This is a genomic window from Mesorhizobium sp. B3-1-6 (assembly GCF_006439555.1).
Classification (GTDB): Bacteria; Pseudomonadota; Alphaproteobacteria; order Rhizobiales; family Rhizobiaceae; genus Mesorhizobium.
Genome location: NZ_VFTM01000038.1, coordinates 13,316 through 34,136 on the forward strand (window position 1 = coordinate 13,316; position 20,821 = coordinate 34,136).

Below are 20,821 nucleotides of genomic sequence, written 5' to 3' on the forward strand. Positions count from 1 at the left end.
CTCCCCCTTGGGGGAGATCACGCTCTCACAGCGCCTTCACCGCCACCTTGACCGGCTTCTCGATCTCCAGCGGGTTGCGCAGCGGCAGGCCGAAATCCTGCGCTTCGATCTCGAACGTATCGCCGGCCTCGGTCCTGATGCCATCGGCGAAGGAGAGCGTCGCCGTGCCGAACATATGCACATGCACGTCGCCCGGCTGGCGGAAGGCCGAATATTTGAAATGATGGTGCTCGAGATTGGCGATGGTGTGCGACATGTTCGCTTCGCCGGACAGGAACGGCTTTTCCCACAAAAGCTTGCCGTCGCGCCAGATGCGCGATCCGCCGCGGATGTCGGCCGGCAGGTCGCCGATCAGGATCTCCGGACCGAACGAAGCGTTGCGCAGCTTGGAGTGGGCGAGGAACAGGTAGTTCACCCGCTCCGTCACGTGGTCGGAGAATTCGTTCGACAGCGTGAAGCCGACACGGAACGGCGCGCCGTCGTCGCCGATCACATAGATGCCGGCGATCTCCGGCTCCTCGCCGCCGTCCTGCGCAAAGGCCGGCGACATCAGGGGCGCGCCGGGAGCCACCGCCATCGTGCCGTTGCCTTTGTAGAACCATTCAGGCTGCACGCCGACCTGTCCCTTGGCGGGCTTACCGCCTTCGAGCCCCATGCGGAACATCTTCATGGAATCGGTGAGCTCCTCCTCGCCGCCCTCGCTGAGCTTCTTGTGCATGGAATCGCGCGTCGCCGCGGAGCCGAGATGCGTCAGGCCGGTGCCGGTGAGATGCAGATGCGCGGGATCGGGGTGGTTGATCGGCGACACCAGCCTGCCCCTCTTGTAGGCGGCATCGAGATCGACCGTCTCGCCATAGCCCTTGCGCTCGATCAGCGCTTCGAGCCCGGTGCCGGTGCGCGCGGCCTCCATCGCCAGCGAATAGACGCTGCGCGCGCCGTTGATGATCCTTGTCTTGCCGCCGCCGTTGCGGGCGACGACGCGGATCGTCTCGGCGTCGTCGAGGATCTGGGAGATCAGCATGTTGAAATCCTCTCTCATTTTGCCGGCCGCCCGCGGGCAAGCCTTGACTGGCGCGGCGCGGAGCAATCCCCGCCACGGTTGAAACGCTTCGTCCGGATTGCGTTCGCGAGCCCGGGTCCTTGCTGGACTCTCGGCGCCGACGGGTTGCCGGCAGCTTCGCGATCTGAAACCCGTATGCCTCCTTAAATCCGCTTCCGGCCTTCAGGCCTTGTTCTTGTTGTAGACGTCGAAGATGACGGCGCCGAGCAGCACCAGGCCCTTGACCACCTGCTGCCAGTCGACATTGACGCCCATGATCGACATGCCGTTGTTCATCACGCCCATGATGAAGCCGCCGACGACGGCGCCGATCACCTGTCCGACGCCGCCCATCGCCGAGGCGCCGCCGATGAAGACGGCCGCGATGACGTCGAGCTCGCTGCCGAGACCCGCCGCCGGCACCGCCTGGCCGAGGCGCGCCGCGATGATCAGGCCGCCCAGCGCCGACAGCACGCCCATGTTGATGAAGACCAGCAGCGTCAGCCTCTCGGTGTTGATGCCCGAAAGTTGCGCGGCCTTGGCGTTGCCGCCCATGGCGTAGATGCGGCGGCCGATGGTCATGCGCTTGGTGACGAAGACGAACAGCGAGATCAGCACGCCCATCACCAGCAGCACGACCGGCAGGCCCCTGTAGCTCGCGAACTGGAAGACCAGGAACAGCGCCAGCGCGCTGCCGACCAGCGTCTTGACGACGAACAGCGGGAAGGGCTCCGCCTCGTAGCCATGCCGCTCGCGCTTGCGCCGCGTCCTGAAGCCGAAATAGGCGTAGGCGAGCACCGCGACCAGACCCAGCACGATCGTCGTCATGTGCAGCGTCAAGCCGCTGCCGACGATGGTCTTGCCGGCGGCATTGACCGTCGGCGGGATCAGCGTCAGCGGACCGATCACGTCCGGGATGAAGCCCGAGCTCAGCGCCTTGAAGTCGGGCGGAAGCGGGCCGACCGAAGAGCCGCCGCCGAGCAGCGCCTGGCAGATGCCGCGGAAGATCAGCATGCCCGCCAATGTCACGATGAAGCTCGGTATCCGGTGATAGGCGATCCAGTAGCCTTGCGCGGCGCCGATGAGGCCGCCGACGATCAGGCAGATGATCGAAACCACCAGCGGATTCGAGAATATCCCGAGCGGCCAGATCACCATCATCATCGCGGCGAGCGCGCCGATGAAACCGGCGACCGATCCCACGCTGAGATCGATATAGCCGGAGACGATGACCAGTAGCATGCCCAGCGCCATCACGATGATGAACGAGTTCTGCTGCACCAGATTGCTGAGGTTGACCGGTTTGAACAGCGTTCCCGACGTCGTGTACTGGAAGAACAGCATGATGACGATCAGTGCGATGATCAGGCCGTATTCGCGCAGATTCGTCGTCAGCGCCGAGACGGCGACGCGCTGTCCCTGCTTGACGTCCTCGGCGACGCCGCTTTGCGGCGCGGGAGCGCTGTCTGTGCTCATGATGCTTTTCCTTCTCCGCGAACGATGGCGCGCATGATTTTTTCCTGGCTTGCGTCGCTTGCCGCCATTTCGCCGACGATACGCCCTTCATTCATGACATAGATGCGGTCGGAGATACCGAGCAGTTCAGGCATTTCCGACGAGATGACGATGATCGCTTTGCCCTCGGCGGCGAGGCGCGCGATGATCGTATAGATTTCGTACTTCGCGCCGACGTCAATGCCGCGGGTCGGCTCGTCCATGATCAAAACCTCCGGATCGGCGAACAGCCATTTGGACAGCACGACCTTCTGCTGGTTGCCGCCCGAAAGGTTGCCGGTGAGCTGGTAGACGCTGGAGGCGCGGATATTGGTCTTCTTGCGATAGTCGTTGGCGACGCTCATCTCGCGCATGTCGTCGATGACGCCGCGGCTCGAAACGCCGCCCAGATTGGCCAAAGTCACATTGTGCTTGATGTGGTCGATGAGGTTGAGGCCGTAGGTCTTGCGGTCCTCGGTGACATAGGCGATGCGGTTCTCCACCGCCTTGCTCACTGTCGAAAGATCGAGCGGCTTGCCCCTGAGCAGCACCTCGCCGCTGATGCGCCGACCGTAGGTGCGACCGAACAGGCTCATAGCGAATTCGGTACGGCCGGCGCCCATCAGCCCGGCGATGCCGACAACCTCGCCCTTGCGCACATTGATATTGATGTTCTTGATCACCTGCCGCTCGGCATGGATCGGGTGGTAGACCGACCAGTCCTTGACCTCGAAGATGACCTCGCCGATCTTCGGCTCGCGCGGCGGGTAGCGGTCGTCGAGCGAGCGGCCGACCATCGAGGTGATGATGCGGTCTTCCGAGATGTCCTTCCTCGGCAGGGTCTCGATGGTGCGCCCGTCGCGGATCACCGTCACCTTGTCGGCGACGCGGTTCACCTCGTTGAGCTTGTGCGAGATCAGGATTGAGGTCATGCCCTGGCGCTTGAACTCGAGCAGGAGGTCGAGCAGCGCCTGGCTGTCCTTTTCGCTGAGCGACGCCGTCGGCTCGTCGAGGATCAGAAGCTTCACTTCCTTGCTCAGCGCCTTGGCGATCTCGACCAGCTGCTGCTTGCCGACGCCGATGTTGGTGATCAGCGTCTTGGGGTCTTCCTTGAGGCCGACCTTCTTGAGCAGGGCGCTGGTGCGCGTCTCGTTGGCGTCCCAGTCGATGACGCCGTAGCTGGCGTGCTCGTTGCCGAGGAAGATGTTTTCCGCGATCGACAGCATCGGCACCAGGGCAAGCTCCTGGTGGATGATGACGATGCCGATATGCTCGCTGTCGTGAATGCCTTTGAAATTGCATTCCTGGCCGCGGAAGATGATCTGGCCGTCATAGGTGCCGGACGGATAGACGCCCGACAGCACCTTCATCAGCGTCGACTTGCCGGCGCCGTTCTCGCCGACGATGGCGTGAATCTCACCTTCCTCGACGCTGAGATTGACGTTCGACAACGCCTTCACGCCGGGAAACGTCTTGGTGATGTCGCGCATCTCCAAAATCGTCGAGGCCATCAGGATCTGCTCCCTGGCGCACGGCTCCCAAATCGGTATCGATCGTGGAAAGGCCTGTGCGCAAAATCAACATGCTGCGGCGGCTTCGCGTTGCGGATCGGCGCGTGACGCTGCGGAAGCCGGCAAAAACAATACCGGGGTCGGCTCTGAACGAAAAGGGGCCCTGCGTTGCGCAGGACCCCTCCCTTCGAGGCTGGATTACTTCAGCTCGTCGGCCTTGATGTAGCCGGAGTCGACGACCTGCGCCTGATAGTTCGACTTGTCGACCTCATGCGGCGTCAACAGGATCGAGGGAACGACCTTGACGTCGTTGTTGTAGGTCTTTTCGTCGAGGCCGTCCGGCTTGCCGCCGGAGAGCACCTTGTCGACCAGCTGCACGGTGGCCTTGGCCAGTTCGCGGGTGTCCTTGAACACGGTCGAATACTGCTCGCCCGAGATGATCAGCTTGACCGAGGCGGTTTCGGCGTCCTGGCCGGTCACGATCGGCCAAGGCTGCGCTTCCGTGCCGTAGCCGACGGCGCGCAGCGAGGCGGTGATGCCGCGCGACAGGCCGTCATAGGGCGACAGAACGCCATCGACGCGGCTGCCGTCCGAATAGTTGGCCGAAAGCAGGTTGTCCATGCGCGCCTGGGCGGTGGCGGCGAGCCAGCGCAGCGTGCCGACCTTGTCCATGCCCGTCTGGCCGGACTTGATCTTGATCGAGCCGTCATCGATCAGCGGCTGCAGGACCGACATGGCGCCGTTGTAGAAGAAGAAGGCGTTGTTGTCGTCCGGCGAGCCGCCGAACAGCTCGACGTTCCACGGCTTGGTGTTCGGGAAACGCTCCTTGAGGCCCTTGACCAGCGAGTTCGCCTGGATGACGCCGACGCCGAAATTGTCGAAGGTGGTGTAGTAGTCGACATTGCCCGTCTTCTTGATCAGCCGGTCGTACGCGACGACGACGACGCCTGCGTCATTGGCCTTCTGCAGCGCGTCGGCCATGGTGGTGCCGTCGATCGAAGCGATGATCAGCGCCTTCGGGCCCTTGGTGATTTCGTTTTCCAGCTGGCTGAGCTGGTTCGGGATATCGTCCTGCGCATATTGCAGGTCGACGGTGTAGCCGAGCGCTTCGAGCTGGGACTTGACGGCGTCGCCGTCATTGATCCAGCGCTGCGAGGTCTTGGTCGGCATCAGCACGCCGACGAGACCCTTGTCGGCGGCATGCGCCGAATAGGTCATGGCGGCGATGCCAAGGGCCGCGACGGCGGCCAGCGTCTTGATGATCTTCACGATTACTCTCCCTGGTTGATGGACGCGACACCTCGGGGCTTCGCGGGCCGCGCAACCGAACAGGTGCGCTGGCGCGCCACTGTCGGCTTTATCGATCTCCGGTATCCTCCCAATCGGCCCCGCGGCGCAGTTTAAATCGATACGAATTTGCTCGTTGCCGACCGTTGCGCCTCGGAACGCGCGAAGGGTGGGTCCCTTTGACATAACTGTCAAATGCGATCTTTGCTGGTTGCTATATCGAAACTGATATAGCTTAAGGAGCTGATAGAACCCGGATAAGAGACCGAAAACCATGGCGGCATTGCGCGATCCCGATGGGATTTCAGGGAGTTACGAGAAGTTGCCGGGAGATGGCGAGACGCTGCTGCGCAGCGGCCTCAGTCTTCGCCATATGCGCATGATCACCGCCCTGGACGATCACGGACGGGTGAGCGCCGCCGCCCAGGTCATGAACATCTCCCAGCCGGCCGCCTCGCGCATGATCGCCGAGATGGAGGCGGTGCTCGACGTGAAGTTGTGCGAACGGCTGCCGCGCGGCGTGACGCTGACCCCTTTTGGCCAGGCGCTCGCCCGCCGTGCCCGCTCCATTTTGCTCGAGATGCGGGAGGCCGACCGAGAGATTTCCGAGCTCAAGGCCGGCAAGGGCGGCTCGGTCTTCCTCGGCGCGGTGACGGCGCCGGCGATCGAATTGGCCGTGCCGGCGATCCGTGAGATCCGCCGCATCTATCCGCGCATCGAGATTACCATGCAGGTCGAGACCTCGAACGTGCTTGCCCGCGAGCTGATCGCGTCGCGTCACGACTTCATCATCGCCCGCATCCCCGACGACCTCAATCCGCGGCTCTTCGAATCGCGCGTCATTGGCGTCGAGAAGGCCTGCCTCATCGTGCGCCGCGGCCACCCCTTGGCGAGCGGCCGGATCGTGCGGCTGGAGGAGACGGCGGGCTATGACTGGGTGTTCCAGTCCGGCGGCTCGCCGCTTCGCCAGGCCATGGAAAGCAACTTCTTGAACCGCGACATTCCGCTGCCCGACCGCATCCTCAACACCTCTTCGCTGTTGCTCACCTTGGTGATGGTGGCGCAGTCCGACGCCATCGCGCCGGTCTCGATCCAGGTCGCCAAGTTCATCCAGGGCGGCGACGGGCTGGCCGGCGCCATCGATGTCGTGCAGACCGAGTTCGACATCGAGGTCCGGCCCTACAGCCTGATCACGGTCAAGAATCGCGTGCTCTCGCCCGCCGCCAAAATGCTGCACGACTTCATCCTGCGCGAAGTGGGGTAATGGAACGAGAATGCTACTTGTGCGTTCAAACCGATCGGCCGCTCGCTGGAGCCCGTTGCGGGTGAGGGAAGGCTGCCGATGCTCAACAGCTCGGGAGGTTTCGATGGAACGTCGGTTGTTTCTGACTGGAATGCTTGGGGTTGCGGGGGCGGCAGCGCTTGCAAGCCTGGCCGGACCAGCCAAGGCGGTTGCCGGCATCCCCAAAGGCAACGGGATTCTCGATGAATTGGACAAGCCGGATCCGGCCATCTACGAGGAGGATGACCAGGCCGATCTGCTGCAGCCAGCTCAGTATTACCGCCGTCGGTATTACCGTGACCGGTACTACCGCCGCCGCCGTCGGCGCGTTTGGAGACGGGTCTGCCGCCGCTACTGGCGCTATGGCCGGCGTCATGTCCGCTGCTGGCGCCGCCGCGTCTGGATCGGCTTCCGGCTCTAGGTCGATAGCAACTACCTTCCCCGGGGCCTACCGGGTGAATCGCTGACTGGGTCTTGCATGGGTGTGCAAGGCCCAAACGTTCGCTTACAAACAGCCGAAATCACCCTCGCGCAAACTGCTCGGCCTGAGGGTCGACCCAATGCAATTGCGCCCCGCGATCCCCGGCAGGCGATCCGAATTGGTCGCGCAATTTGGTCCCTTGGTGAGGTCTGACTCAAACCCTTGCGCCGCAAGGTGGAGCGGGTAGCGGGAATCGAACCCGCGCGTTCAGCTTGGGAAGCTGACAAGCTACCATTACATCATACCCGCGTCGGCCACCTCGTTAACATGAGGCCCGGGCTGCAAGCAATCGGCAAAGCAGTGCTGCCAATGAAGGCACCCCCTTGACCTCCAGCAGCGCCGCTTGATGGCGGACAAGCGAATGCGTATTTCTGGGCCACGCTGCCGAATCGGGCGGCTCGAACCGGAGAATGGCCTTGTCCGCACTGACGCGCTTTCTTGGCGACACGCCGCTCAGGGTGTTCCTGAAGCTGCTGGTGGTCTCCTTCCTCGTCGGCCTCGTCATGCATGCCTTCGGCTGGTCGCCGATGGACGTCTTCTATGGCATCCGCCAGTTCTTCGTCGATCTGTGGAATCTCGGCTTCCACGCCATCGACCGCTTCCTGGGCTATATCCTGCTCGGCGCGGCGATCGTGGTGCCTGTGTTCATCCTGCTCAGGATCGCCAGCTACAGGAAATAGCTCGGCGGGGCATCACGCATATCGGGAGGCGACCTCGAACAGGATGGCGTGCCGCGCGGCCAGCGCCGGTACGTCGGTCGAGTAGCCGCCGCCGATGACGCCGCAAAACGGCACGCCCTGCTCACGGAAATGGCCGATGACCATGTCTTCGCGAGCGCTGAGGCCATCGTCGCTTAGTGCCAGCCGGCCCAGCCTGTCCTCGGCATGGACATCCACGCCGGCATTGTAGAAGACGAGGTCCCAGCGCCTTTGCCGGGATAGGTCCGGCAGAATGGCGGCGAGCCGCTCGAGATAAGCGCCGTCGCCGGTGCCGTCCGGCAAGGCGACGTCGAGGTCTGAGGCGATCTTGCGCACCGGGTAATTGCGCTCGCCATGCATGGAAAAGGTGAAGGCGCGAGGCTCGTCCTTCAGGATGTCGGCGGTGCCGTCGCCCTGATGCACGTCGAGGTCGACAACCAGCACATTTTCGACGGCGCCTTCGGCCAGCAGCGCCAGCGAGGCGACGGCGACATCGTTGAAGGTGCAGAAGCCGGCGCCTTGCGCGCGCCTGGCATGATGGCTGCCGCCGGCCGCGTTGCAGGCGATGCCGTGTCTCAGCGCCAGCCTGGCGGCCAGCACCGTGCCCGCGGTGGCAAGCTGCGCCCTCAGCGACACGCGCGGACCGACCGGAAAGCCGATCTCGCGCTCTATTGTCTCCGGCACCTGGCAGGCGATTACCTGATCGACATACTCGGCCGCGTGCGCGAGCTTCAGCCGCGCGGCCGGCGCCGGTTCCGGCATCGAGAGCGCGCCCGGTGCGGCCAGCCCGCGCACATGCAAGGCCTCCATCAAAAGCGGATATTTGCTCATCGGAAAGCGGTGGTTGACGGCGAAGCCGGCGTCATAGTCGGGGTGATGGACGATCTGCAGCGGCATGGATCGGGAGGCCTGCGCCAGCTCTGAGCAATTCCAGGAAAAGTGTGAGACGGTTTTCCGTCCGGAATTGCGTAAGACCAGCAGAAAATTCGGTTGGCAGTTCGGCGGATGGTGGTTGCGTGGCGCCGGCAAACTGAGGCACATCGGGTTCTCGATCAAGCCGCAATCAGCCAGGCAGCAATGGACGCAACCCAAGCCAGCGCCAGATCCTTCGCCGTCACCAACCGCTCGGTGCTGGCGATCGCCGTGCCGATGACGCTTGCCTATCTGACGACGCCTCTGCTCGGCATCGTCGACACGGCGGTGGTCGGCCAGTTCGGCGACGCGGCCCTGCTTGGCGGCCTGGCGGCGGGATCGCTGGTCTTCGACGTCGTCTTCACCACGTTCAATTTCCTGCGCTCCGGCACCACCGGCCTCGTCGCCCAGGCGTTCGGGCGCGGCGATCCGCTGGAGGAACAGGCGGTGCTGTGGCGCGCCGTGCTGATCGCGGTCGTCGCGGGCGTCATACTTGCCGCTCTTTCGCCGCTCTTTGCCGTCGCCGGCCAATGGTTCATGGGCGCCGAGCCGCGCGTCAGCGCTGCGATGTCGGTCTACATCCGCATCAGGCTGCTGGCAGCGCCTTTCTCGCTCATCAACTACGCCATACTGGGATACGTGCTGGGGCGCGGCGAGGGCGGGCTCGGGCTGATGCTGCAGGCCGTGCTCAACGGCATCAACATCGCGCTCTGCTTCCTGCTCGGCCTCGAGCTTGGCTGGGGCGTTGCCGGCGTCGCCTGGGCGACCGTCACCGGCGAGTTCCTGGCCATGCTGCTTGGCCTTGCCATCGTGCTCAACCGTTTCCGCAAGCTCGAGCGGCCGTCACGCCGCCGCATCCTCGACCTCCCGGCCTACCGGCGCATGCTGTCGCTCAACCGCGACATCATGATCCGCTCCTTCTCGCTGCTTGCCGCCTTCGCGCTGTTCACCAGGCAGGGCGCGCAATTCGGCACCGTGACGCTCGCCGCCAACGCCGTGCTGATGAACTTCTTCCTCATCGCCGGCTATTTCCTCGACGGTTTCGCCACCGCCGCGGAGCAACTGGCCGGTCGCGCCATCGGCGCGCATGCGCCTGCTCCGTTCCGGCAGGCCGTCCGGCTGACGCTGATCTGGGGTTTTTGTCTCGCCGGCATCGCCACGCTCATCCTATTGACCGCCGGCACCAGTCTGGTGGCACTGGTGACGACGTCTCCAGAAGTCCGCGCGGTCGCTGACACCTATTTGCCCTGGGCGGCCTTCACGGCGCTGAGTGGCGTGCTGGCCTTCCAGATGGACGGCGTCTTCATCGGCGCTACCTGGTCGCGCGACATGCGCAACATGATGCTGTTGTCGTTCCTCGTCTTCAGCGCCGCGCTCATCACCCTGGCGCCGGCCTTCGGCAACAACGGCCTATGGGCATCGCTGCATGTCTTCCTGCTGGTAAGGGGGGTGAGTTTGCTTGCGGTGCTGAGGCTCAGGGTGCGAACGGCATTTTAGGGCCGATTGTTCAGCTTCGGCTGGGCGCCGGCGTTTCTCAGCTCCAGAGATCGGTCGAGAGGTACTTCAGGCCGGAGTCGCAAATCACGACAGCGATCGTCTTGCCTGATTGATCGCCGCGCAGGAGACGCAGCGCGGCGGCCACATTCGCTCCCGAGGAGAAGCCGCCAAAGATACCTTCGCTGCGCACGAGCAGGCGCGTGGCCTCGCGTGCTTCATCGCCGGAAATCTGAAGATAACCATCGACGGGCGCGTTGTTCAGGAATGCCAGGTCTGGCATGGCGTAGCCGCCGCCTTGAATGGGGTGCTCGGGCTGGGTGACCGTCTCTCCCGCGGCGGCCGCGGCGCCCTCGGGCTCGACGATGAAGCACTTGATCAGAGGGTTGCGTTCCTTCAGCGCCCTTGCCACCCCGGCATATGTGCCGCCCGAGCCGATGAAGTCGACGAATGCATCGACGGCGCCATGGCTGGCGTCCCAGATTTCCGGCCCGGTTCCGTGATAATGCGCAAGCCAGTTCCCGTCGCGATGGAACTGGTCGGCGCGGTACGCGCCACGTTCCGCCGCAACCGCTTTGGCGGCCTGCTCGACGAGCGCGAGATCGCCACCCGAGACCTGCCCCGGCACCGACCCCGGCAGCTGGTCCACGAGGAAGACTTCCGCGCCGAGCGCCGTCATCATGCGTGCACGCTCTTCGGAATTGCCCTTCGACATCACCGCGACGAAGGGGTAGCCCCTGACGGCGCAAATGATGGCGAGCCCCGTGCCCATGTTTCCGGAGGTAAGCTCGACCACCGTTTGACCCGGCTTGATGGCGCCGGATCTCTCAGCCTCCTCGATTATTCCAAGTGCCGCTCGGTCCTTCTTGGAAAAGCCCGGATTGAGATATTCCAGCTTGGCCAGGATTGCGCCGTCGACGCCCGCCTGCGCCGTCAGCCTGTCGAGCCGGACCAATGGCGTTCCACCGATCGAGTCCACGACGGAGTCCAGAATTTCGGCCATCGTTTGTCCTCCTGATTTGGTGGGAACTATCAGAGTCGTTCGGACCAGCTTGCGCAGCCGGTGTCGCGCAGCTCTCCGATGGATTTGAGGTGTTCCCTCTCCGCAAAGCGCGCCATGCCGGCAACGATGCGCCCCGGCAGCGCCGGGCCGGCATAGATCATGCCGGTGTAGAGCTGGACGAGGTCGGCGCCGGCGCGGATCTTTTCCAATGCGGCCTCGGTGGAATCGACGCCGCCGACACCGATAATGGCCATGTCGGGTCCGAGCAGCTTGCGCATGCGGGCCAGCACAGCGGTGGAACGCCCGAACAGCGGCTTGCCCGAAAGGCCGCCGGTTTCGCCGGCCGCGGTCGCGCTCCGCAACCCCGTCCGCGCCAGCGTCGTGTTGGAGACGATGACGCCGTCGATTTTCTTCTCGGCGACCTCGGCGGCGATGTCTTCAAGTTCCGCCTCGACGAGATCCGGCGCGATCTTGAGGAAAACCGGCGGCTGTGCCGGCGCGGCCGCACGCGCGGCCATCACCCGCGACAGCAATTCGCCGAGCTGCTCGCGCGCCTGCATGTTGCGCAGGCCTGGCGTGTTGGGCGAGGAGATGTTGACCGTCAGATAGGAGGCATGTTGCGCGAAGCGGGCGACGCCGCACTCGTAGTCGGCGATGCGGTCGGCGCTGTCCTTGTTGGCGCCGATGTTGACGCCGACGATCCCCGGTCGCCCCTTGCGCGCGGCAAGCCGTTTTTCGGCCGCCGCGTGGCCTTCATTGTTGAAGCCCAGCCGGTTGATCACGGCCTCGTCCGCCGTCAGCCGGAAGATGCGCGGCTTCGGGTTGCCGGGTTGCGGCAGCGGCGTGACGGTGCCGACCTCGGCAAAGCCGAAGCCAAGCCCCAGCAGCGCGTCCGGCACTTCGGCGTTCTTGTCGTAGCCGGCGGCCATGCCGAGCGGGTTCGGGAAATCGAGGCCGCAAAGGCTCAGCTTGAGCCGCGCGTCGCGCGGCGTCGTCGCCCCAACCGGAAGCCCGCAGCGCAGCGCCGCGATCGACAGGCCGTGAGCGGTTTCCGGATCGAAGGAGAAAAGCAGTTTCTGGCCGATCCGGTCGAGCACGCTCATTCGCCCTCCAGCGCCGGGAATTCGTGGCCGCCGGCGCCGTGCGGCAGCGGTTTCACCCAGAGAACGGCATCGAGAGCGAACGCGGCGTAGAGATGCGGGAACAAGGCACCGCCGCGCGACACCTCGTATTTCAGCGCCTCGCCCAGTTTGGTCCCGTCGATGGCGATCAACAGCAGGTCCGTCTGTCCGGCGAAATGCTTGGCCGCCGTCTCGCGCACCTGGCCGGCGGTGGAGAAATGGATGAAGCCGTCGGCGATGTCGATCGGCGCGCCGATGAAGCGCCCGTTCCTCTCAGCTTCGCGCCAAAGCGCCTCGGGGGCAATCTTGTAGATAATCTGAGACATTGTCGCGCTATAATCCGAACCGAAGGTGGGAGGAAGGCTCAAGCTCGACTCTTCCCCATTTCCGGCGCAAACCTGTGATATGGCGCCTTCACTGGCTCATGGAGGAACAACATGCGTCTGCAGCACATCCTGATCCCCGCGGCGCTTTGCTCGCTGGTTGCCGCTTCCGCCTATTCCGAGGAGACCGACCACTACCGCTTGGAGAAGTCCGCCGACGGTTATGTCCGCATGGACACCCGAACCGGCGCCATGTCGATCTGCGAGGAGCGCTCCGGCCAACTCGTCTGCAAGATGGCCGCCGACGAGCGCGCCGCCTACCAGGACGAGATCGACCGGCTGGACAATTCGGTCAAGGCGCTCGACGCGCGCGTCGCCAAGCTCGAGAATTCGCTCTCCGCCCGGCTGGAATCCAACCTGCCCAGTCAGGAGGATTTCAACAAGTCGCTCGGCTACATGGAGCAGTTCTTCCGGACCTTCAAGGACATCGTCAAGGACATGGACAAGGACGATGGCGACGGCGGCACCAAGCTGAATCAGAAGACCTGAACGGGGCGCGCGGCCGAGCCGTCCTGGGAAAAACCCCGCGCGCGGCCTTTGCCGCTTGAAAACGCGCCGCGTCGCCGCATAATCGGTCCGGTCCCCGCAAGAAGCACACAATGATGATGGGATCGGGGGAGGAATATTTGCCGTCGGGCCACACTTTCGTCATTGCCGACGACCATCCGCTTTTTCGCGGCGCGCTGAAGGAGGCGCTGGCCGGCATCGGCGACGTTGCCGCCATCCATGAGGCCGGCGATTTCGAAAGCGCCAAGGCGCTGGTGCTCGCCAACGAGGATGTCGACATGGTGCTGCTCGACCTGTCGATGCCGGGCGCCAGCGGCCTGTCCGGCCTGATTGCGCTGCGCGGCATCCATCCGGCGGTGCCGCTGGTGGTGGTATCGGCGCATGACGATCCCGTCACCATTCGCCGCGCGCTTGATCTCGGCGCTTCCGGCTTCATCTCCAAATCGGCGAGCATGGAAGAAATACGCGGCGCCGTGCAGGCGGTGCTTGCCGGCGATATCGCCGCGCCCACCGGCGTCGAGCTGGGCGTCGAGCGCGATCCGGAAATCTCCGACCTGATCAAGCGGCTGCAGGCGCTGACGCCACAGCAGACGCGGGTGCTCGGCATGCTGGCGGAGGGCCTGCTCAACAAGCAGATCGCCTATGAGCTCGGCGTTTCCGAAGCCACCATCAAGGCGCATGTCTCGGCCATCCTGCAGAAGCTCGGCGTCGACAGCCGCACCCAGGCCGTCATCCAGCTTTCGAAGATCGGCGGCGACCCGCTGCAGCCGGTTGGCTGATCATTCCGCCGCCGGCGCCAGCGGCCTGACGCGCGCCATCATCGAGCGCAGCACCGCCGGCTTCAGCGGCTTGTTGATGAGCGGAATGTCGAGCCGGCCGGCAGCCGCGCGCACCTCGCTGGAGCGGTCGGCGGTGACCAGCACGCAGGCAAGGTCCCGTCCGTAGGCGGCGCGCAATGTGGCGATCGCATCGAGCCCGGTGCCGCCGTCGAGATGATAGTCGGCAAGCACCAGGTCCGGCTTCGGCGCGCCGGGTTTCAGCAGATCGCCTGAGCCCGAAGCCGTCTCGACATGGCATCCCCAGCCTTCGAGCAGCAGCCGCATGCCGTCGAGGATGCGTGCGTCATTGTCGATGCACAGCACATTGAGCCCGGCAAGCGTCGAGGCGGAGCGGGCCGGCGCCTTGCCGGCCTCGCGCGGCGGCGCGGCGACCGCCGCGACCGGCAGAATGACGGAAAAACGCGTGCCCCTGCCGGGGTTGGAGTGGATGCGGATCTCGAGCCTCAGCACCCTGGCGATACGGTCGACGATGGAGAGCCCCAGGCCAAGGCCTTCGGCCTCTCGCACGCCCTCGTCGAGGCGCGTGAACTCGTGGAAGACCGTGTTGAGCTTGTCGCCGGCAATGCCGATGCCGGTGTCGATCACCTGGATCTCGGCCAGTTCGCCACGCCGTCGCACGCCGACCAGGATGCGGCCCTGGCGCGTGTATTTGATGGCGTTGGAAACGAGGTTCTGGATCAGCCGGCGCAAAAGGTTCCGGTCGGTCATGACGCTGAGCGAGGATGGGATGATCGTCAGCTCGAGCTTCTTTTCAGCGGCAAGCGGACGGAAATCATTGCCGATCTGGCCGAGCAGTCCGCCGAGGTTGAAGGCGGCGTTCTCGGGCTTCATGGCGCCGGCGTCGAGCCGCGAGATGTCGAGCACGGCGCCGAGGATGGTCTCGACCGATTCCAGCGAGGATTCGATATTGACCGCGGCCTTGCCGGCCGGTCCCTTGCCCGCCTTCTCGATCAGCGACGAGCAATAGAGCCGGGCGGCGTTGAGCGGCTGCAGGATGTCGTGACCGGCGGCGGCCAGGAAGCGCGTCTTGCCGAGATTGGCTTCCTCGGCCAGCATCTGCGCCTGCGCCAGCTCCTCGTTGACGCGCGTGAGCTCGATGGTGCGGGTCTTGACCCGCTGCTCCAGCGATTCATTGGCCCGCTTCAGCGCCAGGTCCTGCTCGACACGGCCGGAAATGTCGGCATAGGTGGCGACGATGCCGCCGTCGGGCATCGGGTTGGAGCGCAGCTCCAGGATGCGGCCGCTGGTCCTCAGCTCCATTTGCCACGGGCCGTCGAAACTGGTCAGCCGGTTGAGCGTCGTCACGCGCTGGTCGGCGGGGATATCGCCGCGCTCGGCGAGATGGCGAAGGATACGGTCGAGCGAGACGCCGACCTGGCCCATTTCGTCCGGCAGGTCGAACAGCAGCCGGTATTGCCGGTTCCAGCAGATCAACCGGAAATCGCGATCGAAGACGGTGATGCCTTGCTCCATCTGGTCGAGCGCGATCTGAAGCAAGTCGCGATTGTGCTGCAGCGCCTCGGTGGCGTCGTCGAGCAGCTTGAAGGCATCCTTGGAGTCGCGGTCGTTGCGGCGGAAGAGCAGCGACAGGATCAGCCGCGCCGAGGAAGAGCCGACAGCGCTTGCCAGCAGCTGCTCCGAGAAGCGGATGACATCCATGCTGGCCTGTTCGGTGCCGTGCAGGGAGACTTTCGCGTCCCTTTCGAAGGATTGGAACGAGCGCTCCGTGCGCTCGACGCCGAGATAGCGCGAGATCGTATCCTTCAGGTCGTTGACGGTAACGGCAGTGCGGAAGCGTCTGAGGCTCGGCATCGGGCCGGCCTCGCGCGGCACGAAGATCGCCGCCTGGATGCGCTCCAGCGGCACGGATGCGCGGGAGAGGGAGCCGAGGACAAAAAACAGCGCGTTGACCGAGAGGCTCCACAGCACGCCATGGTTCAGCGGCTCGCCGACGGTGCCGAACAGCGCCTGCGGCCTCAGCGCCTCGAAGCCGAACAGGCCGTGGGCCACGATGTCGGAAGCGGGACCGACGAGCGAGGGGAGCAGCAGCGTGTAACCCCAGACGGCGATGCCGGCGACCATGCCGAGCGCGGCGCCCCGGCCATTGGCGCGGCGCCAGATCAGGCCGCCGATCAGCGCGGGCGAGAATTGGGCGATCGCGGCAAAAGACATCAGGCCGATCGAGGACAGCCGCGCGCTGTTGGTGCTCTCGCGATAATAGAGGAAGGCGATGAACAGCATGATGAAGATCGAGGCGCGGCGCACATTGAGGATGAGCGTCGACCAGTCCTCGTTCTCCGAGGAACTGGTCTTGAGCACGCGCCGCACGAACAGCGGGATGACGAGATCGTTGGAGATCATGATCGACAGCGCGACGCTCTCGACGATCACCATGGCGGTCGCCGCCGACAGGCCGCCGACAAAGGCGGCCATCGCCAGCAGGTCATGCCCGCTGAGCAGCGGCAGCGACAGCACGTAAAGGTCGCTGCTGGTCCTGGCGCCGACCAGCGACAGGCCGGCAAAGGCGATCGGCAGCACGAAGAGGTTGATCGCCACCAGGTAGAGCGGGAACACCCAGGTCGCCGTGCGCAACTCCGCCTCGCTGCGGTTTTCGACGATGGTGACGTAGAACTGTCGCGGCAGCATCAGCACGGCAAAGCCGCTCAGGCCGGTCAGCACCAGCCAGGTGGCCAAAGAGGTGCTGTAGCTCATGGCCTGGCGCACCTGGCCGTTTCCGGCGAGCTTGGCGAACATGTCGCCGGGCCCGCCGAAGATCAGGAACGTCACCATCAGGCCGATGGCGAGAAAGGCGGCGAGCTTGACCACGGTCTCGACCGCCACCGCGAGCACCAGGCCGTCCTGATGTTCCGTGGCGTCGGCATGGCGGGTGCCGAACAGCACCGCGAACAGCGCCAAAAGCATCGCCACCACGAGCGAGATATCGCTGACGAACGGATCGAAGGAGGGCGGCGAGCCGGTATAGTGCTCGATCATCAGGCTGACGGAGCCCGAGATCGCCTTCAGCTGCAGCGCGATATAGGGCACCGCGCCGATGGTCGCGATCAGTGTCGCGATCGCCGCGACGGTGAAGCTCTTGCCGTAGCGGGCGCCGAGGAAGTCGGCGATCGAGGTGATCTTCTCGCTTTTTGCCAGCCGGATCATGCGGCTGAGCAGCGGGAAGCCGAACACGAAGACCAGCACCGGGCCGGTATAGATGCCGAGGAATTCAAGACCGCGTTCGGAGGATAGGCCAACCGAGCCGAAAAAGGTCCAGGACGTGCAGTAGATGGCAAGGCTGAGCGCATAGATGAAAGGCCGTGCCCGGCCCAGGCCGATGGTTGCCGCACGCCGGTCGCCGACGCTGGCGATGGCGAAAAGCAGCGTCACATAGGCGATCGCGATGATGACGACGAACCAGCCTAACACGGTCCGCACTTCCTCCCTGGCCGTTTGCCTCCTCCGGCAATCACGCAACCACAGCCTGGCGCCTGAGTCCATCGCGGCTTTCGGCGCATATGTGCTTGATGACGCTGCGTAAACACAAAGCGGTGCTTTGGCCTATTTTCCGGTTTTGCAACTGGGGGTTTTTGTTATGGTGGCCTGGGGCCGGCGCCGAAGGACATTGGTGAGGCGGCAGCGCGGTCCGTCACGGAGGGTCGAATGCTGAAAGAATTCCAGGAATTCATTTCCAAGGGCAATGTGATGGACTTGGCCGTGGGCGTCATCATCGGCGCCGCCTTCGGCAAGATTGTCGATTCCTTGGTCAACGACATCATCATGCCGATCGTCGGCGCGATCTTCGGCGGGCTGGACTTCAACAATTACTTCTTCGGACTGTCCTCGAACGTTCATTCGACCGCGCTGGTCGATGCCAAGAAAGAGGGCGCGGTCTTCGCCTATGGCAGCTTCATCACCGTGGTGCTGAACTTCCTGATCCTTGCCTTCATCATCTTCCTGATGGTCAAGGCCGTGAACAATATGCGCAAGCGTCTGGAGCGCGAAAAGCCCGCGCCTGCCGCTGCGCCGCCGCCGGCCGACGTACAGTTGCTGACCGAAATCCGCGACCTGCTCGCGAAACGGTAACTCCGCAACGAGCGCCCTGGACCAAAACCCCGGCCGCTTGCGGCCGGGTTTTCTGTTTGCGGCTGTCGTAAAAGAGGCTAGCAGTCACGAAAAACCGGACGGATTCTTGCATGACCCTGATCCAGACCTTGCGCACCGAAGCCCGAGCCGCACCCGAAAGCGGCATAGTCGCCGTCGTCAATCACGGCCGCTTGCGTGAAGGCCTGATCCCGCTCTGGGCCGGTGAGGGCGATCTGCCGACGCCTTCCTTCATCAGCGATGCCGCCGCCAAAGGGCTGGCCGACGGCGAGACGTTCTACACCTGGCAGAAGGGTATTCCCGCGCTCAGGCAGGCGCTCGCCCGCTACTACGCCAGGCACTTCGGCGGGACCTTCGCCGAGGAAGAGTTCATCGTCACCGGATCCGGCATGCATGCCATCCAGCTGGCCATCGACGCGATCGCCGGCAGCGGCGACGAGGTGATCTACCTCTCGCCCGCCTGGCCGAACTTCGCCGCGGCCGCCGGCGTGGCGGGCGCCGTGCCGGTGCCGGTCACCCTCGACCAGTCCGGCAATGGCTGGTCCTGCGACGTCGACAAGATCGCCTCCGCGATCACGCCGCGCACGAAGCTGTTGTTCATCAACACGCCGTCCAACCCGACCGGCTGGACCGCCGACAAGGAGACGCTCCAGGCGATCCTCGATCTCGCCCGCCAAAAGGGCCTGTGGATCATTGCCGACGAGATCTATTCGTTGTTCCACTATGGCCATGGCCGCGCGCCCTCCTTCCTCGACGTCGCCACGCCTGAGGACCGCATCCTGTTCGTCAACAGTTTTTCCAAGAACTGGGCGATGACCGGCTGGCGCGTCGGCTGGATCAAGACCCATCCCGCCTTGCAGCAGGTGTTCGAAAACCTGATCCAGTACTCGACCTCGGGCGTCGCCCAGTTCATGCAGCGCGGCGCGGTCGCCGCCCTTGACGAGGGCGACGGCTTCATCGCCGAACAGGTGGAGCGCGCGCGTGCCGCCCGCGATCTCGTCTGCGGCATCCTGGGCGAAACCGGCAAGGCGCGTTTCACCGTGCCGCAAGGCGCCTTCTACCTGTTCTTCAGGGTCGACGGCCTCACCGATGCCCGAAAAGCCGCCTTCGACATCGTCGACAATGCCAATGTCGGCCTGGCGCCCGGCACCGCCTTCGGCCCCGGCGGCGAAGCCTTCCTCAGGCTATGCTTCCACCGTCGCCTCGATCAGCTCGAGGAAGCGGCGCATCGTTTGGCGAGGTGGATGAAGACGGTGTGAACTGCACTGAAGCCGGATTGAAACTCGCGGCGGATGACCGCCGGAGTACGTTTCAAACGGCTTCAGCCGCCTGACTTCGGCACGAGGAGGGGAATGATCCGATCGGTCTTGGCGACGGCGGGACGGCCGGAGCTGGCATAGGGAATGCCCAGCGCATCCCAGGTCTCGACCAGCGCGTCCTGCAATTCGGCGATCAGCGCGTCCGAATGGAACGGCGTCGGCGTGATGCGCAGCCGCTCGGTGCCGCGCGGCACCGTCGGATAGTTGATCGGCTGGATGTAGATGCCATGCACGCCGAGCAGGCGGTCGCTGGCCATCTTGCAAAGCTCGGGGTCGCCGACCAGCACCGGCACGATATGGGTGGCCGATTCCATCACCGGCAAGCCGGCCGCCGCAAGCACCTGCTTGGTGCGCGCCGCCTGGCGTTGCTGTGCGTCGCGCTCGACCTGCGAGCGTTTGAGGTGGCGGATAGAGGCGGTAGTGGCGGCGGCGATGGCCGGCGGCAGCGCGGTGGTGAAGATGAAGCCCGGCGCATAGGAACGCACAGCGTCGATCACCGCGCTGGTGCCGGTGATGTAGCCGCCCAGCGTGCCGAAGGCCTTGGCCAGCGTGCCCTGGATGATGTCGATGCGGTCGGCCAGGCCTTCGCGCTCGGTGATGCCGCCACCGCGTGGTCCGTACATGCCGACGGCATGGACCTCATCGATATAGGTCATGGCGTTGTAGCGTTCGGCGAGCTCGACGATCTGCTTGATCGGCGCGATGTCGCCGTCCATCGAATAGACGCTTTCGAAGACGATCAGCTTGGCGCGTTCGCGCCCGGCCGCCTGCAGCAGGCTTTCCAGATGCGCGACGTCGTTGTGGCGGAAGATCTTCTTTTCCGCGCCCGAGCGCCGCACGCCTTCGATCATCGAGGCATGGTTCAGCTCGTCCGAGATGATCAGGCAGTTGGGGAGCAGCCGCGCGATGGTCGAGATCGAGGCCTCGTTGGACACAAAGCCCGAGGTGAAGACAAGGGCTGCTTCCTTGTCGTGCAGGTCGGCGAGCTCATGCTCCAGCTCGACCAGCGGGTTGGACGTGCCGGAGATGTTGCGGGTGCCACCGGCGCCCGAACCCATCCGGCCGGCCGCGTTCTGGAAGGCGGCGATGACATCTTCGTTCTGGCCCATGCCGAGATAGTCGTTGGAGCACCAAACGGTGATTTCCTGGGCACGGCCGTTGGAACGCCAGATGGCGCGCGGGAACTTGCCCACCATGCGCTCGAGGTCGGCGAAAACGCGATAGCGACGCTCGGCGTGGAGCTGATCGATCGCATCTTCGAAGAACCGCTGGTAATTCATGTCGGCTTCCCAATTTTGCGGCGGATCATAGTCACTGCCCCATGCCACGTCCACCGGACCCAACCGGTCA

18 protein-coding genes and 1 tRNA gene are annotated in these 20,821 nt (G+C 64.5%); 8 read left to right on the forward strand and 11 right to left on the reverse strand.

Features of this window, described 5'->3' with window-relative positions; translation table 11 throughout:
• Positions 1–25 precede the first annotated feature (25 nt).
• The 4 genes from araD1 to chvE form a co-directional block, all read right to left on the reverse strand.
• A complete protein-coding gene (gene araD1 / locus FJ414_RS26770) occupies positions 26–1,021 on the reverse strand; it encodes an AraD1 family protein (protein WP_140647378.1) in 996 nt (331 codons plus the stop codon).
• 201 nt (positions 1,022–1,222) lie between these two features.
• Complete coding sequence (mmsB, locus tag FJ414_RS26775) at positions 1,223–2,515, reverse strand: multiple monosaccharide ABC transporter permease (RefSeq protein WP_140647379.1); 1,293 nt, start codon at positions 2,513–2,515, stop codon at positions 1,223–1,225.
• Positions 2,512–4,044, reverse strand: coding sequence for a multiple monosaccharide ABC transporter ATP-binding protein (gene mmsA, locus FJ414_RS26780; RefSeq protein ID WP_140647380.1), 1,533 nt, complete (start codon positions 4,042–4,044; stop codon positions 2,512–2,514). Before mmsA ends, mmsB begins: the two co-directional genes overlap by 4 nt.
• Before the next feature lie 198 nt (positions 4,045–4,242).
• A complete protein-coding gene (chvE, locus tag FJ414_RS26785; protein WP_140647381.1) occupies positions 4,243–5,313 on the reverse strand; it encodes a multiple monosaccharide ABC transporter substrate-binding protein in 1,071 nt (356 codons plus the stop codon).
• A gap of 292 nt (positions 5,314–5,605) precedes the next feature.
• On the opposite strand from chvE, the gene FJ414_RS26790 reads away from it, so the two are divergent.
• Entirely contained in the window at positions 5,606–6,595 is a 990-nt protein-coding gene (locus tag FJ414_RS26790) for a LysR substrate-binding domain-containing protein (RefSeq protein WP_140647382.1), read from the forward strand.
• A gap of 103 nt (positions 6,596–6,698) precedes the next feature.
• A complete protein-coding gene (locus FJ414_RS26795; protein ID WP_140647383.1) occupies positions 6,699–7,034 on the forward strand; it encodes a protamine-2 (modular protein) in 336 nt (111 codons plus the stop codon).
• A gap of 235 nt (positions 7,035–7,269) precedes the next feature.
• On the opposite strand, the gene FJ414_RS26800 is transcribed toward FJ414_RS26795, so the two are convergent.
• Positions 7,270–7,343, reverse strand: a tRNA-Gly gene (locus FJ414_RS26800).
• Positions 7,344–7,504: 161 nt separating this feature from the next.
• On the opposite strand from FJ414_RS26800, the gene FJ414_RS26805 reads away from it, so the two are divergent.
• On the forward strand, positions 7,505–7,774 hold the full coding sequence (locus FJ414_RS26805; protein WP_181166832.1) for a DUF6460 domain-containing protein: 270 nt from the start codon (positions 7,505–7,507) through the stop codon (positions 7,772–7,774).
• 12 nt (positions 7,775–7,786) lie between these two features.
• Here the strand turns inward: FJ414_RS26805 and FJ414_RS26810 are convergent, their stop codons facing one another.
• Entirely contained in the window at positions 7,787–8,689 is a 903-nt protein-coding gene (locus tag FJ414_RS26810) for a histone deacetylase (protein WP_140647384.1), read from the reverse strand.
• A 180-nt stretch (positions 8,690–8,869) separates the two neighbouring features.
• Here FJ414_RS26810 and FJ414_RS26815 point away from each other — a divergent pair, with 180 nt between their 5' ends.
• The gene (locus FJ414_RS26815) at positions 8,870–10,201 is read left to right on the forward strand and encodes an MATE family efflux transporter (RefSeq protein WP_140647385.1); all 1,332 of its coding nucleotides are present in this window, start codon (positions 8,870–8,872) and stop codon (positions 10,199–10,201) included.
• A gap of 37 nt (positions 10,202–10,238) precedes the next feature.
• Here FJ414_RS26815 and FJ414_RS26820 read toward each other — a convergent pair whose 3' ends face one another.
• From FJ414_RS26820 to FJ414_RS26830, 3 genes are read right to left on the reverse strand one after another with little or no spacing between them, the layout of a single operon-like run.
• On the reverse strand, positions 10,239–11,201 hold the full coding sequence (locus tag FJ414_RS26820) for a cysteine synthase family protein (RefSeq protein ID WP_140647386.1): 963 nt from the start codon (positions 11,199–11,201) through the stop codon (positions 10,239–10,241).
• A gap of 29 nt (positions 11,202–11,230) precedes the next feature.
• Positions 11,231–12,304 carry a quinone-dependent dihydroorotate dehydrogenase gene (locus tag FJ414_RS26825; protein WP_140647387.1) on the reverse strand — a complete coding sequence of 358 codons (1,074 nt, stop codon included), beginning with the start codon at positions 12,302–12,304 and terminating at the stop codon, positions 11,231–11,233.
• The gene (locus tag FJ414_RS26830; RefSeq protein WP_140647388.1) at positions 12,301–12,648 is read right to left on the reverse strand and encodes a DUF952 domain-containing protein; all 348 of its coding nucleotides are present in this window, start codon (positions 12,646–12,648) and stop codon (positions 12,301–12,303) included. The genes FJ414_RS26825 and FJ414_RS26830 overlap by 4 nt, the downstream gene beginning before the upstream one ends.
• A 111-nt stretch (positions 12,649–12,759) precedes the next feature.
• Between FJ414_RS26830 and FJ414_RS26835 the strand changes: the two genes are divergently transcribed.
• On the forward strand, positions 12,760–13,194 hold the full coding sequence (locus tag FJ414_RS26835) for a hypothetical protein (protein ID WP_140647389.1): 435 nt from the start codon (positions 12,760–12,762) through the stop codon (positions 13,192–13,194).
• Between the two features lie 137 nt (positions 13,195–13,331).
• Complete coding sequence (locus tag FJ414_RS26840) at positions 13,332–13,991, forward strand: response regulator transcription factor (RefSeq protein WP_140647413.1); 660 nt, start codon at positions 13,332–13,334, stop codon at positions 13,989–13,991.
• On the opposite strand, the gene FJ414_RS26845 is transcribed toward FJ414_RS26840, so the two are convergent.
• Positions 13,992–17,477, reverse strand: a complete 3,486-nt coding sequence (locus FJ414_RS26845; RefSeq protein ID WP_181181722.1) for a PAS-domain containing protein — start codon at positions 17,475–17,477, stop codon at positions 13,992–13,994.
• Between the two features lie 234 nt (positions 17,478–17,711).
• On the opposite strand from FJ414_RS26845, the gene mscL reads away from it, so the two are divergent.
• Together mscL and FJ414_RS26855 are read left to right on the forward strand one after the other, a co-directional pair.
• The gene (gene mscL, locus FJ414_RS26850) at positions 17,712–18,134 is read left to right on the forward strand and encodes a large conductance mechanosensitive channel protein MscL (RefSeq protein WP_140647391.1); all 423 of its coding nucleotides are present in this window, start codon (positions 17,712–17,714) and stop codon (positions 18,132–18,134) included.
• Between the two features lie 110 nt (positions 18,135–18,244).
• Positions 18,245–19,411: a pyridoxal phosphate-dependent aminotransferase gene (locus tag FJ414_RS26855; protein WP_140647392.1), complete on the forward strand. Its 1,167-nt coding sequence runs from the start codon at positions 18,245–18,247 to the stop codon at positions 19,409–19,411.
• A 62-nt stretch (positions 19,412–19,473) separates the two neighbouring features.
• Here the strand turns inward: FJ414_RS26855 and hemA are convergent, their stop codons facing one another.
• Complete coding sequence (gene hemA / locus FJ414_RS26860; protein ID WP_140647393.1) at positions 19,474–20,751, reverse strand: 5-aminolevulinate synthase; 1,278 nt, start codon at positions 20,749–20,751, stop codon at positions 19,474–19,476.
• Positions 20,752–20,821: the final 70 nt, after the last annotated feature.